The organism is Bacillus sp. FJAT-50079, assembly GCF_018343515.1.
In the GTDB taxonomy this organism is placed as follows: Bacteria; Bacillota; Bacilli; order Bacillales; family Bacillaceae_C; genus Lederbergia.
In genome coordinates this window covers 311,749-327,030 of the sequence record NZ_JAGYPD010000001.1, presented here as the reverse complement: position 1 = coordinate 327,030, position 15,282 = coordinate 311,749, and the positions used below count along the sequence as shown (strand labels likewise).

Annotated in this window: 8 protein-coding genes and 1 pseudogene; all 9 read left to right on the top strand. The window is 39.5% G+C overall.

The window, feature by feature from the left end; genetic code table 11:
- Window positions 1-361: 361 nt before the first annotated feature.
- The 9 genes and pseudogenes from KHA95_RS01555 (at window position 362) to KHA95_RS01510 (ending at window position 14,935) form a co-directional block, all read left to right on the top strand.
- A complete protein-coding gene (locus tag KHA95_RS01555) occupies window positions 362-505 on the top strand; it encodes a hypothetical protein (RefSeq protein ID WP_213135707.1) in 144 nt (47 codons plus the stop codon).
- A 1,287-nt stretch (window positions 506-1,792) separates the two neighbouring features.
- Window positions 1,793-2,689: pseudogene (locus KHA95_RS01550) on the top strand (pectate lyase family protein); the annotation flags it as partial.
- Complete coding sequence (locus tag KHA95_RS01545) at window positions 2,669-8,233, top strand: bacterial Ig-like domain-containing protein (protein ID WP_481748405.1); 5,565 nt, start codon at window positions 2,669-2,671, stop codon at window positions 8,231-8,233. The pseudogene KHA95_RS01550 and the gene KHA95_RS01545, both read left to right, overlap by 21 nt.
- A 337-nt stretch (window positions 8,234-8,570) precedes the next feature.
- Window positions 8,571-9,551: a nuclease-related domain-containing protein gene (locus KHA95_RS01535; RefSeq protein ID WP_213135706.1), complete on the top strand. Its 981-nt coding sequence runs from the start codon at window positions 8,571-8,573 to the stop codon at window positions 9,549-9,551.
- Between the two features lie 243 nt (window positions 9,552-9,794).
- Window positions 9,795-10,898 (top strand): ABC transporter ATP-binding protein, encoded by a 1,104-nt coding sequence (locus tag KHA95_RS01530; protein ID WP_213135705.1) that lies wholly within the window; start codon window positions 9,795-9,797, stop codon window positions 10,896-10,898.
- On the top strand, window positions 10,895-11,836 hold the full coding sequence (locus KHA95_RS01525) for a carbohydrate ABC transporter permease (protein WP_481748393.1): 942 nt from the start codon (window positions 10,895-10,897) through the stop codon (window positions 11,834-11,836). Before KHA95_RS01530 ends, KHA95_RS01525 begins: the two co-directional genes overlap by 4 nt.
- Window positions 11,833-12,648 carry a carbohydrate ABC transporter permease gene (locus tag KHA95_RS01520; RefSeq protein ID WP_213135704.1) on the top strand — a complete coding sequence of 272 codons (816 nt, stop codon included), beginning with the start codon at window positions 11,833-11,835 and terminating at the stop codon, window positions 12,646-12,648. Before KHA95_RS01525 ends, KHA95_RS01520 begins: the two co-directional genes overlap by 4 nt.
- Window positions 12,649-12,671: 23 nt before the next feature.
- Window positions 12,672-14,042, top strand: a complete 1,371-nt coding sequence (locus KHA95_RS01515; protein WP_213135703.1) for an ABC transporter substrate-binding protein — start codon at window positions 12,672-12,674, stop codon at window positions 14,040-14,042.
- 134 nt (window positions 14,043-14,176) lie between these two features.
- Window positions 14,177-14,935, top strand: a complete 759-nt coding sequence (locus KHA95_RS01510; RefSeq protein ID WP_213135702.1) for a glycerophosphodiester phosphodiesterase — start codon at window positions 14,177-14,179, stop codon at window positions 14,933-14,935.
- Window positions 14,936-15,282 lie beyond the last annotated feature (347 nt).

Here is a 15,282-nt window from a genome sequence, read left to right as displayed (position 1 = left end):
TAATACAAGAAGCTGTCCGTAAAGTCATTGTGAATTGACTTTACGGACAGCCTTTTTGTTTTAAAAATGTGGCAAAAAAGCATTCAGTCATATCAAGATTTTTAAAAATCAATAGTCTTCTCACCCCCTTAATAAATATAAAATTTTCTGTCGATGCATAGAGTTGTCACTTTTTCGGTAATTATATTCTGGGAAATTTAACTTTACATGTTGATAAATAATAGTATAATAGCCTTTATTAGTAGAAATGCGGATATTTTGTCACTTTTCTAAAAGGTCATATGGCGATTGGTTAAAATTTTTTTAAAAAAATACCTTTACTCAGAGTATTCGGATACACAGTTATATGGGAGTGAGCATTATGGAAGATCAAAAGGAAAAGGAACTTTTAGCAAGAGCTTTGAAGGATCTGTATCATAAAGGGCATGACGAAAACATCACTCTCCAGCAGTTGATTAAGGATGCGAGAGTTATGCTGAGGCCATTATTAACTAAAGAAAATTAAACGATTCAATTATTTGATAGGTAGCGTCGAAAATAATTTTTTTTGTATAGTAAACGATCATTTTATTTAGGGACCTCCATAAAAAATGGAGATTACCTAAATAAATGGTCGTTTTTTGAATAACGCTCCTGATTATCCTCATAATCATCTCTTCAGATTATTGGGAAAAATCAGTTGATTAAACGCTTACAATGGCGAAATGATTATGTCTGTTATGTGAACAATGTACTATGATGGGCGGGACGGATTGTAAGAGACTACATAACTGAATACACCTTTCCGTTGCTTTTGTTTTGAATGGCAAATGCTCAAGGAGGTGGACTGATTTCCTAAGTCGCTGGATCATATTTAAAAGCTAATGTGGTCGGGGGAAGAACGAAAAAAGGAGGAAAATGATTGAAAAAACAAGCATTAAGTTTTAGTTGGAAAATCCTATTGTCAGTATTGTTAATAATGCAAACGTTGTTACCAGGAATCGCGATGGCGAATGAGCTAGTGGGAAGCGATGTTACGTATTTAGTCAATGATGATTTTGAAAGCGGTGACATTTCGGGATATATGATCTCACCGGATCCCGCAACGGAAAGTTTGGCGGTTCGGGTAGCAGATGCTCCACGCGATGGACAAGCAAATAAGGCGTTAGAATTATTTGATGAGGATAAAAGTAATAGCAATGCGTATGCGCAGGTAAAACGCTCATTTCCAGAACAAACAGGAACGGTTACTGTTGAAATGGATTTTATGCAGCCAGAAAAGGGGAATTCTGCAAAAGTTATGCGTTTGCGCAATGGTTCTGATAAAAACACGGCGGTATTAATTGAGACAATTAACAATAATATAGTTTACCGTCCGGCAAGTGGTGAAGACAGTGTTCTGGGCAATCACGAGGCTGGTGTTTGGTACCATATCAAAGTTGTTGCCAACTCGGAAACGCAAACAGCAAGTGTATATTTCAACGGAGAATTAAAAGTGGAAAACGCACCGTTTAATTCTTCGAGTGCGAAAAATATCGGCCTTTTCGAATCATATACACCCGGGGGCAATGATCGTACACAATGGATTGACAACTTGAAAATTTACACAGGCGGAGTTGCTACTGAACCTGGAGATCAGGAAGGAACAGATCCAGGTGACAATGAAACAGAAGAGCCAGGAGAAGGAACAGAACCAGGCGAACCGGGGGATACGGAAAATCCGGGTGACAAGGAAGAACCAGGGGATACTGATGAGCCCGGAGATACCGAAAATCCAATTGGTACAACTGGCTTAGATGGAACCGCAGGTATGATCGGATTTGCAACATTAAATGGGGGAACAACCGGCGGTGAAGGGGATAACGCGGTCGTATTTACGGTAAGAACAGGTACAGAGCTTCAAGAATTACTTAATAAAAAGAAAAAAGAGTACGCAAATGTACCGATGAAAATTTACGTCAATGGAAAAATTACTCCGGAAAACTCTCCGGGATTAAGTAAAATTGATGTAAAGGAAATAAAGGATGTTTCGATTCTTGGAATCGGAAAAAATGCTGAGTTCCACGGGATCGGAATTAAAGTGTGGAAATCAAGCAATATTATTATTCGAAATCTAATCATTCACGAAGTAAGAACTGGCGATAAAGATGCGATTTCGATTGAAGGGCCATCAAACAATATTTGGGTTGATCATAATGAACTGTACAATGATCTAAATGTAGGAAAGGATTATTATGATGGGCTTTTTGATGCAAAGGCAGACTCCGAGTTTATTACATTCTCATATAACTATGTCCATGATGCATGGAAAACGGGTCTAGTTGGATCGTCGGATAATGATAATTTTGATCGGAAAATTACGTATCATGGTAACTATTTTGAGAAAGTAAACTCACGTGTTCCAGCTTATCGTTATGGAACAGCCCATATTTTTAATAACTATTATAAGGATGTTTTGGAGACGGCGATCAACTCACGCATGGGCGCAGTCATCAAAATTGAAAATAATGTGTTTGAAAATGTCTCAGATCCAATTTCAAGCCAATACAGCTCACAAATTGGCTATTGGGATGTGTCCGATAACTTGTTTATCAATAGCACTGGCAGCATGCCGACAGAGTCGACGGGTACTTTTAATCCGCCATATGATTACACCACGATTCCAGTTGAAAATGTGAAAGACCATGTATTGGCGAACGCAGGTGTAGGCATTTTAACAGGTGACGGCAGCAATATTGGAACGCCAGATGGAGAAGAAAATGAAACTCCAACCCAACCGGAAAAACCACTAATACCAGAAAACGAAATTACGACGATTTCCAGTGATTGGTATGGGACGGTTTTTGGTGATGTAGGCGGACAAGATAAAATTACGAAGGACAATTTTGAAATTACCGAACATGGTGATGGTACGGTTACAGTCAAAAGCGCCGGCAACCGTGGGAAGATTTCAAGTTCTTCAGACGGAATTGCCTATTATTTCAAGCAAGTTGCGGCTGATGCCAACTTTGAATTCTCAGCAAAAGCAAAAGTCGAAAAATTTGATGCCAATAACCAAGTTTCCTTTGGAATTATGCTGAGGGACGATGTACATGCATATGTGCATGGTGCCGATTATGGCACGGGAGACTATGTGGCAGTTGGTGCACTAGATCAAAAAATGAAGGCGTTCACAAGATTAGATGGTAAACAGAATAAAGATTTGGAATTTGATGGGGCAATCAATGCACCAGCAAGCGGAGAAGTGTACGATCTTAAAGTGAAGAAATCTGGCAATCTTGTAACTGTGCAAATCGGTGATGAGATTCAAACAATCGAAAATTTCACAGGAAAAATCAATTATGCGGGTCTTTTCACAGCTCGAAATGCCGAGATTACGTATAGCGATATTATGCTTAATATTGAAGGAGAAGTGGAAATAGGAGATTGGGAGTTTAGCGCGTTTGGAGGCAACACATCTGATGCGAGAAACCCAGAACCAACAGTTAACGAAGATGGTTCAATTAGAATGAGTGCAACAGGTGGAAAAGTTGCCGGCGGCGATGAAGGAATTTCCTTCTATTCAAAAGAAGTCCCTGCTGATGCAAATTTTGAAATTACAGCAAAGGCAAAAGTAAATAGTTTCAACCAAACAGCGAGTATTAGTACACCAAACCAAAAATCTTTTGGTCTGATGTTAAGAGATCAAGTTGCAGCACATGGTGCATCTGCAACATTTACATCTGATTATGTAGCGGTTGGTGCGCTTGACACGGTTATGAGAGGATTTTACAAGCAAGATGAACAAACGAAGCTCGATCCAATTGCTGGAATCAATGCTCCAACAGCTGGTGAAGAGTATGATTTATCGATTAAAAAATCTGGTGACACGTATGTGTTAACAGTCAACGGTGTGGAAGAAATTGTTACATTGGATAGTCTGTTCAGTGACACAATCTACGCAGGCTTGTATGTAGCACGAGATGCGGACATTACGTTTAGCGAGTTTGATATTAAAGTAGATTCGCGAGTTGTAAAAGCGCTCGAAATTGATACAAGCGGGATGAAAACCGATTATTTAGTTAACCAAGAGCTTGATCTGGCTGGCTTAGACGTGACGGCTGTTTATTCTGATGACACGAAAGCAACACTTGGACAAACCGATTATATTGTTACTGGTTTTGATAGCAGTGTGGCGGGAGTAAACTCGATTACGATCAACTATAACGGAGCTACGGCAACAATCGACTTAACGATCAATCCGTTAACAGTAGAAGATTTAACGATTAAATATTACCCGGCAAAAACAACCTATTATATCGGGGACAAATTTGATCCGGAAGGGTTTGTTATTGAAGCGACGTATGATAATGGTGAAACTGTTGAATTGAGCGAAGATCTGTATGAATTTACAGTAGATGAACGATTTACAACAGCTGGTACGAAAGAAATCATCGTTACATCAACGGAAACACCGAGTCAAAAAGCTTCGTTCAATGTGACTGTAAGCGAAGCACAATTAACTGAGCTGGAAATTAGAAAACAACCGGCGAAAACATTGTACTATTTGGATGATGAATTAGACCTGGATGGCATGGTCATCTATGCGAAGTATGATGATGGTGCGCAAGTAAGATTGATGAAGGATGAGTATACTGTTTCTGAACTGGACACAACAACCCCTGGTGAGAAAACAGTCACACTCACACATAAAAATAAGACAGCAACTCTACATCTTACAGTAAAAATCAAAGAATTAACCGGAATCACTGTATTAAGTTATCCAAAGACAACATATACAGTCGGGGATGTTTTCCAAAAAACAGGGCTTGTCGTTGCTAAAAAATACGATAATGGTGATACGGACAAGTTGGTGGAAAATGATTACTCATTGAATGTGCCTAGTTTCAAAAAGGCGGGAACATATGATGTAGCAATCATTCCAGCGGATACGTCAATTGAGCCAATTGTATTAAAAGTAACTGTGACGGAAGCAGTTCAATATGAGTGGAAATCGATTCGTTTCGGTCAATCTTCTTCGAATGCGAATAATACGATTACGGTGAAGGACAATGGAACCGTTGAAATCGTCGCGCTTGAAGGCGGCGGAAAAGTTACAGGGGATCATGACGGAATTTCGTTCTATTACACGGAAATCGATGCAACGGAAGATAATTTTGAGCTTTCGGCTACAATCGATGTGAAGGCATATGCGAAAAATCCGCATGATGGCCAAGAATCATTTGGAATTATGGCGCGTGATGCGATTGGAACTGCTGGTGATTCAAGTGTGTTTGCTTCAAATATTGCAGCAATCGGCGGATTCAGCGGCGGGACTCGTGAAGAAAATGGGACACAGCTTTTCGTAAGAACAGGGGTTGAATCGCCTGATGGAGCGGGAAGCAAAGGAATTCAAAAAATCATGCTTGAAAATAAGAAGCCATCTGGTAGCTACAAGTTAACGCTTAAGAAAACAAACAGCGGTTTCGTTGGAAGTGTAAACGATGGCAAAGAAGAAATTTTATTCGAGCCAGATATTTTGAATGTACAAGATGATAAGATTTACGTCGGCTTTTATACGGCGAGACTTGCGACAATTGAAGTGAGTGATATTGAATTTACGGTGACGAAAGCTGCAACGGATGCGCCGAAAGTGGATCCGCCGCAAATAGCTATTGAGCCGGCAGTTGAATTCGTTTCACTTGATAAAGCGTCATTAGAAGAATACGGCTTGAGAATTCAGGCGAATGTAAATGGAACAGTAACTGTGAAGCAGGGCGATCAAGTCATTGCGACGGACTTGGCTGTTGAAGTTGGAAAAGCGGCGTATATTTCAACGACCATTAAGTCGGGGTTGACGAATTTCAGCGCGACATTCCTGCCTGATGATACACAATATTTAACGTCTTACGATAAAATTGTCCGCAATTTTACGGTGGAAATGAGATCGTATGAAGGCGATATTTATGTAGCGCCGGAAGGAACGAATGGTGGAACTGGTACAGTTGCAAGTCCACTTGATCTTGACACTGCGATTGAATTTGTGAAGCCAGGACAAAAAATCATCGTCCAAGATGGTGTATACAAGCGTAATTCCATGATTGATATTAAAAAATACAATGATGGAACAGCAGATGCAAAGAAATACCTCGTTGCAGCAGATGGTGCGCAACCTGTCATTGATTTTGATAAGAAGTCAGAAGGGGTTGTCTTGAGCGGCTATCACTGGCATATAAAAGGATTGGACTTCGCGCGTTCGGCCGGAAATACGAAGGGCTTTACGATCGGCGGAAGCTTCAATACGGTCGAGAATTCAAGATTTTACGAAAATGGCGACACAGGCTTACAAATTAGCCGTACAGATGTTGATGAGGAAGATAAGACAAAATGGCCTTCGTATAACTTGATATTGAACAGTACGTCATTCGATAACCGCGACCCATCCGATAATAATGCTGACGGTTTTGCGGCAAAATTAACGTCTGGATATGGAAATGTGTTCAGAGGAACAATTGCGCATAATAATATTGATGATGGCTGGGATTTATATACAAAAGCAGGTACTGGTGCGATTGGGGCAGTTGTGATCGAAGACAGTATCGCTTATAATAACGGATTTTTAACCGATGGAACGGTTGGATCTGGTGATAAAAATGGCTTTAAGCTTGGTGGCGAAGGAATCCATGTTCCACATGTAATCCGCAATAGCATTGCTTTTGGCAACGGAGCATATGGATTTACGAGCAATAGTAATCCAGGTGTTATTGCTGAAAATAATATTGGATTTAATAATACAGGCGGAAACTTGAGCTTTACAACGTATGGACAAATTCAGACTGATTTTAAAATCGATGGATTTGTTTCGTATCAGAAGGATTATAAAGCGAAGGATTCGTATCCAGCAGGGCTTGCATCTGATCGCAACTTCATGTTCGATGGCACGAAATCAGTGAATCTGTCGGGCGTTGTGTTGACGGATGCGAACTTCGAAAGCTTGGATCCAGTTGTTCCGTATGAGCGTGACGCGGATGGAAATATCATTTGGGGTTCGTTTTTGAAGTTAATTGGGTTCGAGGCTGAGATTGATCTTTCTGAGCTTGAACAATTAATTGATGCGACTAAAGCGATTGAAAATAATGGAAAGTATACAGAGAGTTCTTTTGCTGAATTGCAACAAGCAATTGTGGCAGCGGAGAAAGCTTTGGAGACAATTGAAACGGAAGCTGCGTTGAATGAGGCGCTTGAGGATTTACAGGCTGCGATCGATGGATTAGTAGAAGTTGATCTAGATCCAGATACGGCGGTAATTGATTCACTTGACGATTTTACATTAAATGAAAACGGTGTGTATGGATACAAAACAGCAGCCAAATCGATTTCAATTTCGAAAGAAGTACTGAATGAAATGGTGAGCGGCGGGTCCATTCAATTGGAAAATGAAAGCGTGAAGGTGATGATTCCAGTATCGCTACTCCAAATTGGAAAAGATATTACCTTTACATTTGGGGAAGTTCTAGAAACATATGCTGGTGCTGTGAGTGAACTATTTGACTTCACGTTAATGGCCGATGGGGAACCTATCACTGATTTTGCTGAACCAATCACACTTATTTTCACTGTTGATGCTGACAAGGTAAATGAGTGGGAACAGCTGCGTGTCGTTTACATCGATGAAAATGGTAAATGGAAAGAACTAATCGAACCAGAATCCATTTCAAAAGAGAGCAATGAAGTGGTTGCAAAAGTTACACATTTCAGTATTTACGGTGTGTTCGAAATTGATCCGGAACAGGCACTGGATATTTCCGAATTAGAAGCATTAATTGCTGCTGCAAAGGCGATTCAAAATAATGGAAAATACACAGATAGTTCTTATCAGGCATTGCAAGATGCTATTTCAGCTGCTGAATCTGCGCTTGAAAAGATCGATTCAGAATCAGCGTTGAATGCGGAAATTGCGAACTTGCAAGCCGCGATTGATGGTCTTGAAGAAGTAAAGCCGACTCCTCCAATTGGGGATGAAGATGATGACGATCAAGGAAAAGTAGACGATAAGGACAAGGATGACACCGGGAAAAATAAAGATCAAAACGGAGATAAGAGCGGAGAACAAAATAAGAATAGAGATCAAACAATAGAAAAGAACAAAGGTACAACTGATGGATCAAAATTACCTAACACAGCGACAACAACGTACAACATGCTATTAGTAGGAGCGATCCTATTATTGTTAGGTGCAACATCGTTGTTTATAGTTAAAAAGAGAAGAAGCTGATGATTAGCAAAACAAAAGCCATGATTTCTTGAAATCATGGCTTTTGGCTTAGAAATCTGTTGTATGGCTTAGAAATCTGTTGTATGGCTTAGAAATCTGTTGTATGGCTTAGAAATCTGTTGTATGGCTTAGAAATCTGTTGTATGGCTTAGAAATCTGTTGTATGGCTTAGAAATCCATTCTTATGGCTTAGAATCTAGCCTCTGGCTTACGATTCCCTAAGTAAGCAGCAGTTTTCGCACGTTCGATTCCTTATTTCGTCAATTAAGTACAAAAATCTAGAATATAGAGGATTTCCATTATTCATATCGAATGTGTAACTCAAGAGGTGATAAATTTGAAATATAAAACAAGAGAAAAGTCGAAAGAACTTGAAAAGCTCGAAATTTTATTGCAACGGGATCCGGTGAATGACCCGAGCAGACCAAGGATTGAGCAACAATTTGCAAAATTGTCAGCGGGATTCCGAGGAGAACAATCCCTTGATTACTACATCGACCAACTTCCCCTCCCGGCAAAAGAATATGTAATTTTTCCAGGTCTGCGCTTACCACATTCAGAGAACTCCTATTTTCAAATCGACTTACTTATTTTAACATTACGATATTACCTTATGTTTGAAGCAAAAAATATTAGTGGAACGATTTTCATTGAACCGAATCAGATGACCCAAACACTTCCCGATAAAGTAAAGTCTTACCAAAACCCAATTCAACAAGTGGAAAATCAACAATTTCATCTGGAAAATCTAATGGAAAAACACTCCCTATTCTTACCCGGCGCCTCATTTGTTGTCATGACTAATACATCCTCAATTATCAAATCCAATCCTAGTTATCCCGCCGCTGCTAAAAAAGTCATCCGCCCTGATACGATTAGAACAAAAACCGAGGCTATTTCAAAATATTATCAGCAAAATATGATTGATAGGAAAGAGCTTCTTAAATTTGCTCGTATTTTATCAAAGCTTGATACACCAGATGACCCCGATGTTTTAAGCAAATACGATGTGGATGAAGCTTCGCTATTAAAAGGGATTCAATGCATTTGTTGTCAATCTTTTACGGTAAGAAAACATCGGAGGTATTGGATATGTGTGAAGTGTGGGGCGCCGAATGAAGATGCCCATAAGAATGCATTGATCGATTATTATCATCTTTATGGTCCAGCCATTACTAAAAAGAAGTGTAAGGAATTCCTTCAGCTCGAGTCAGACTCTATCACTTCAAAATTACTCCGATCATTTGACTTTCCAACTACTGGTGAAAGAAAAAATCGAGTTTACCACCTTTCCTTAGAAAAATTACAATTACTTTAATAATCTAGATGCATAGCCAAAAGCCATGATTTCTTGAAATCTTCACAACGGCTTAGAAATCTCCCCCGCAACATACAAATCCCCCTCTCCAATCCCCGCATCTAACTAATAATTCATAAAGTCTGTCTACTTAGAGTTAAGAACATTAATATTCATTCAACGCCGTGTAAAGATTCAGTTAATTTAGACCTCCACTTAAAAATATGTGTTTTAATGTGGGTAGACATCCAAAGGAGGTTAAGTATGGGGAAGATTGATTTGATTGATATTTCAAAATCATATGATAAGCAGAGTCATGTGTTAGATGGGATTGATTTATCGATTAATGAAGGGGAGTTTTTTGTTCTCGTGGGACCTTCTGGGTCAGGAAAAAGTACTTTATTAAGAATGATCGCTGGGTTAGAGGAGATTAGCGGCGGGACGTTGCAGATGGATAGCCGCGTCGTAAATCATCTTCCGCCCAAGGATCGGAATTTATCGATGGTTTTTCAAAATTATGCATTATATCCACATCTAACTGTGGAGCAGAATATACTTTTTGGTTTGCATGCCAAGAAGGTTGATAAGAAGGAGCAGCAAAAGCGTTTAATGGAAGCAGCGGCCATGATGGGATTAAGTGAATTATTAAAACGTAAGCCAAAGGAGCTTTCGGGAGGACAGAGGCAGCGGGTTGCGTTGGCAAGAGCGGTTGTGAGCGAAGCACCCCTTTGCTTGATGGATGAGCCGCTTTCCAATTTAGACGCGAAGCTGCGAGCGAATATGAGAATGGAGATCCGGCGCCTGCAAAAACGGCTTGGGCTGACGATGGTGTATGTGACCCATGACCAAGTTGAGGCGATGACGATGGGCGATCGCATTATGGTTTTAAATGATGGGAAAGTTCAACAAGTTGGTGCGCCGATCACCTTGTACAATGAACCGGCTAATCTGTTTGTCGCCTCTTTTATTGGATCACCAAAGATGAATATGGGGAAAGCATTCATCTCAAATGGGCAAATGGTCATTGAAAATACACTTACTCTACCAATAGATCCGGCTACTCTTCCACAAATACCGAAGAATAAACCGTTTATCGTTGGCATCAGAGCTGAACATATCACGTATGGAACGGGTGAAAATCAAACGCATGAAGTAGAGATCATCAATGTCGAGCAGTTAGGGAATGAAACATTGGTCACTTTTGAAGTGGGCAAAGAACTGTGGACAGCGAAATGGCTTGGTCAGTGGATGGTTCGTGTGTGGGAAAAAGTTCCCGTGCAAATTACGGCGGAATCGTTTAACTTTTTTGATGCGGAGTCGGGTTTATTAATGAAGGCAAAACGTGTTGAAGAGGTAATTGCTATATGAGTATGGATCAAGCAGCCATCCAAACGAATGTCCATGCAGTGGACATTTACCAAGTAAAGAAAAATCAGCGGATCAAATCCTTAGTAAAAGGATTATTGTTTCTAATGCCTTCGATTGTTTTATTTAGTGTGTTTATGTTCTATCCGATGATCCGAACAATCTATTTAAGCTTTTTCTTAACAAAAGCAAATGGCGACACGACTGTGTTCGTCGGATTGGATAACTATATTAATATTTTCACCTCACCTATTTTTTTGCAAAGTATTAAATCAACCTTTTTATTCGTTCTATATACCGTTCCACTTACAATTGTCGTTAGTCTGTTTTTAGCGGTTATTGCTAATGAAAATTTAAAAGGAATCGGATTTTTTCGAACGATCTATGCATCAACGATGGGAATATCGGTCGCGGCTGCATCCGTATTTTGGTTATATTTATTCCATCCAACGATCGGATTCCTTAATCAAATTTTAAAAACATTTGGTTTGGAAAATATAGGCTGGTTAACCGATCCGAAATGGGCATTATTCGCGGTTGCCGTTACGACGATTTGGATGAATATTGGTTTTACGTTTTTGATTTTATTAGGTGGACTTCAGTCGATTGATACGTCTCTTTATAATAGTGCTGACATTGATGGAGCGGGATATTTTTATAAACTAAGACGAATTACAATTCCGATGCTGTCCCCAACATTATTTTTTGTCATTACGGTCACGATCATTAACGCCTTTCAAACCTTTGGGCAAATTGATATTTTGACACAGGGCGGCCCTCAAAATACAACAAACTTAATTGTTTATTCGATTTATCGGGAAGCTTTTACAAATTATAAATTTGGCTTAGCAAGTGCCCAGGCCATTATTTTGTTTATCATCATTTTAGTTGTGACGGTATTGCAATTTAAGGTTGGGGAAAAGAAGGTGCATTATCAATGACGATGCCAATTGGGAAAAAAATCACCTTGTATACGTTGCTTATCGTGACAAGCTTGATGGTCTTTGCACCCACGATTATTGCTTTTATGATGAGCTTCATGTCAAACCAAGACATTATGACTGGGAGTCTGCCAAAAGTATTGTCATTCGATAATTACGTTAAGGCGTTTAGTCAATCCAATTTATTTCACTACTTATTTAATAGCTTGATAGTTTCAATTGTCATTATGCTAGGGCAACTAACCCTTTCTAGTTTAGCGGCTTATGCCTTCGTATTTTTAGAGTTTAAAGGCAGAGATTTCTTGTTTTATATTTTTATCGCAACGATGATGGTTCCTTTCGAGGCATCTGTTATTCCAAACTTTCACACGATCCGCGATCTAGGCTGGATTGATACATACCCAGGATTAACGGTTCCATTTTTTGCGATCGCATTTGGCACATTTTTATTAAGGCAAACGTTCAAACAAATACCGAATGAATTGAAGGAAGCAAGCGAAATTGCTGGAGTCGGGGATTTTAAATTTTATTTAACCGTTGTATTGCCAGTAGCGAAGACAAGCTTAGTGACATTAGGGGTATACGGGTTTTTAACCTCTTGGAATATGTATCTATGGCCGCTGCTATCAACAACAAATGATAAAGTGCGCACCGTTCAAATTGGCTTAAAGCAATTACAGACACAAGAGCAATTAAACGATTGGGGCGTCATCATGGCGGGCGCGATTATCGTTGTTATCCCAACACTTTTATTATTATTTTTCGGCCAAAACAAATTACAAAAAGGCTTAACTGAAGGTGCTTTAAAATAAGATTGAAAAGGGGAAAAATCAACATGAAAAAGATCTATGGTTTACCGTTACTCATGCTTGTGTTCGTATTGTTAATGGCGGCATGCAGTTCAGGAGAAGCTTCACCACAGGTAGCAAGCGGGGAAGAACCTCAATCAAATGAGAAAAAGGAAGAAAGTGAAGAAAAACAAGTTGTCACATTCTGGCATGCAATGGGTGGAACAGGACAGGAAGCATTAAATGCAATTGTTGATAGCTATAACAAATCGCAAGATAAGGTTCAAGTAAATGCAGAATATCAAGGTACATACGATGAAGCCTTGACGAAGTTTCACAGTGTCGCTGGGACAGATAGTGCGCCAACGATGATTCAAGTTTTTGAAATCGGCACAATGTCTATGATTAATAGCGGATATATTACGCCGATCCAAGAATTTATTGATGCAGAAGGATATGATATGGGGCATCTCGAAGAAAACATCGTGAATTACTATAAAATTGATGACCAATTTTATTCAATGCCATTTAACTCATCTACACCAGTCATGTATTACAATAAAGATGCATTCAAAGCGGCGGGCATAGATCCAGAGGCACCACCACAAACATTTGAAGAAATTGAAGCAACGGGTAAAGCAATTATGAAAGCTAACCCTGACATGAAAGGTTTTGCTTTACAAGCGTATGGATGGTTATTCGAACAGCTATTAGCGAACCAAGGCGCATTATTAATGAACAATGACAATGGTCGTACAGATATGCCGACAGAAATTGGCTTCACAGATGAACAAGGGAAATCGATTTTTAATTGGGTAAAACGAATGATTGATGATGGTACATTTGCTAATTATGGTACAAATGGAGATAACATGGTTGCGGGCTTTTTAGCTGGAGATGTATCGATGTTCTTGCAATCATCTGCAAGTTCAAGAGGTGTCATTGATAATGCGCCATTTGAAGTAGGAGTTGCATACTTGCCACATCCTGAAAGTGTAGAACGACAAGGGGTAGTCATTGGTGGTGCGAGCTTATGGATGGTCGATGGAAAATCAGCCGAAGAGCAACAAGCGGCATGGGATTTCATGAAATATGTTCAATCACCTGATGTACAAGCAAATTGGCATGTAGGAACAGGATATTTTGCGATCAATCCAGCAGCTTACGAAGAACAAGCTGTTAAAGATGCACATGCAAAAATGCCGCAATTACAAGTAACGGTCGATCAACTGCAAGCAACGAAATCCTCTTATGCAACACAAGGTGCGGTTATGGATATGATTCCAGAAGAACGGAAAATTATTGAAACGGCACTGGAAACTATTTATAACGGTGGAGATGTAGATGAAGCGTATGAGACAGCCGTCAAACAACTAAATAGCGCAATCGAACAAGCGAATGCGGCAAGAGGAAAATAAACAAGTTCATTGCTAACTAGGTATCACCACTTGATTGAGCGGGCAAGTTCATCTTAGAGATTCACCCCCAACTCTTTAGGACTTGCCTCGCCTATACATTCTGAAATGAAAAATAAATGTGAGGAAGTGATGAGATGATGGAAACGAAAATTTATGGACACCGAGGCTGCATGGGTGTTTATCCCGAAAACACATTACTTGGCTTCATGCATGCGATTGATCAAGGGGTTGATGGTCTTGAAATCGATGTTCATATGACAGGAGATGGGGAAATCGTCGTTATACATGATGTGAATCTTGATCGAACGACAGATGGAACGGGATATATTAAAGACTTAACCTTAGCAGAGATCAAGCAGTTTAGCGCAGGTGGTAATTTTTCGCATCTTCCTCACTATGAATCGAGTTGGAACGTGGAGCGCGTACCGACATTGCAAGAAGTACTGGAATTACTCGCACCATATGACATTGAACTAAACATTGAGTTGAAGACGTATATCGTCAATTATGAAGGCATTGAAGAAAAAGTATTAGAAGTAGTAAAACAATATGGAAACAATCGAAAAGTCATCTATTCGTCTTTTCATTTACCAACCTTGCTGCGTATTAAAAGCATTGATCGTTCTGCCCATATTGCGATGTTATTAAATGATCAAATTACTCATCCAAATGATTATATACAAACATTGGAGATGGAAGGTCTACATCTTGCAAAACGTCTCGCTCTAATAGGGAATCACCATTTGAAAGAAGTAAAGGGAAACATTCGGGTTTGGACTGTGAACGATCATGATGAAATAAATCAGCTTCTAGACTTAGGTGTAGATGCGATTATTTCTGACTATCCCGAAAGAGCACTGTTTATTAGAGACGCCCGAGGAACATACGTATGAAAACTATTCGCTGGTAAAAGCGAATGAATAGCCAAAAGCCATGATTTCTTGAATCATGGCTTTTGGCTTAGAAATCCTATCTATGGCTTAGAAATCCTATCTATGGCTTAGAAATCCTATCTATGGCTTAGAAATCCTATCTATGGCTTAGAAATCCTATCTATGGCTTAGAAATCCACATGACGGCCTACAAATCACCACCAAGGCGCACAATTTTCATTCTCCCAGAGCTAGAGTGAACGAATAATGCGTGATCGGTGCCTCAAAATGTTTTACTTCTTTCTTTTTAACGATTAATATTTAAACATTAATATTATTTCGACTTGATCAAGTTTAAAAGAAAGGTG

Bases quoted from the DNA above. Each gene is read 5' to 3' on its own strand.
- KHA95_RS01555 (WP_213135707.1), top strand. From the start codon at position 362: ATGGAAGATCAAAAGGAAAAGGAACTTTTAGCAAGAGCTTTGAAGGAT.
- KHA95_RS01530 (WP_213135705.1), top strand. From the start codon at position 9,795: ATGGGGAAGATTGATTTGATTGATATTTCAAAATCATATGATAAGCAG.
- KHA95_RS01525 (WP_481748393.1), top strand. From the start codon at position 10,895: ATGAGTATGGATCAAGCAGCCATCCAAACGAATGTCCATGCAGTGGAC.
- KHA95_RS01520 (WP_213135704.1), top strand. From the start codon at position 11,833: ATGACGATGCCAATTGGGAAAAAAATCACCTTGTATACGTTGCTTATC.
- KHA95_RS01515 (WP_213135703.1), top strand. From the start codon at position 12,672: ATGAAAAAGATCTATGGTTTACCGTTACTCATGCTTGTGTTCGTATTG.
- KHA95_RS01510 (WP_213135702.1), top strand. From the start codon at position 14,177: ATGATGGAAACGAAAATTTATGGACACCGAGGCTGCATGGGTGTTTAT.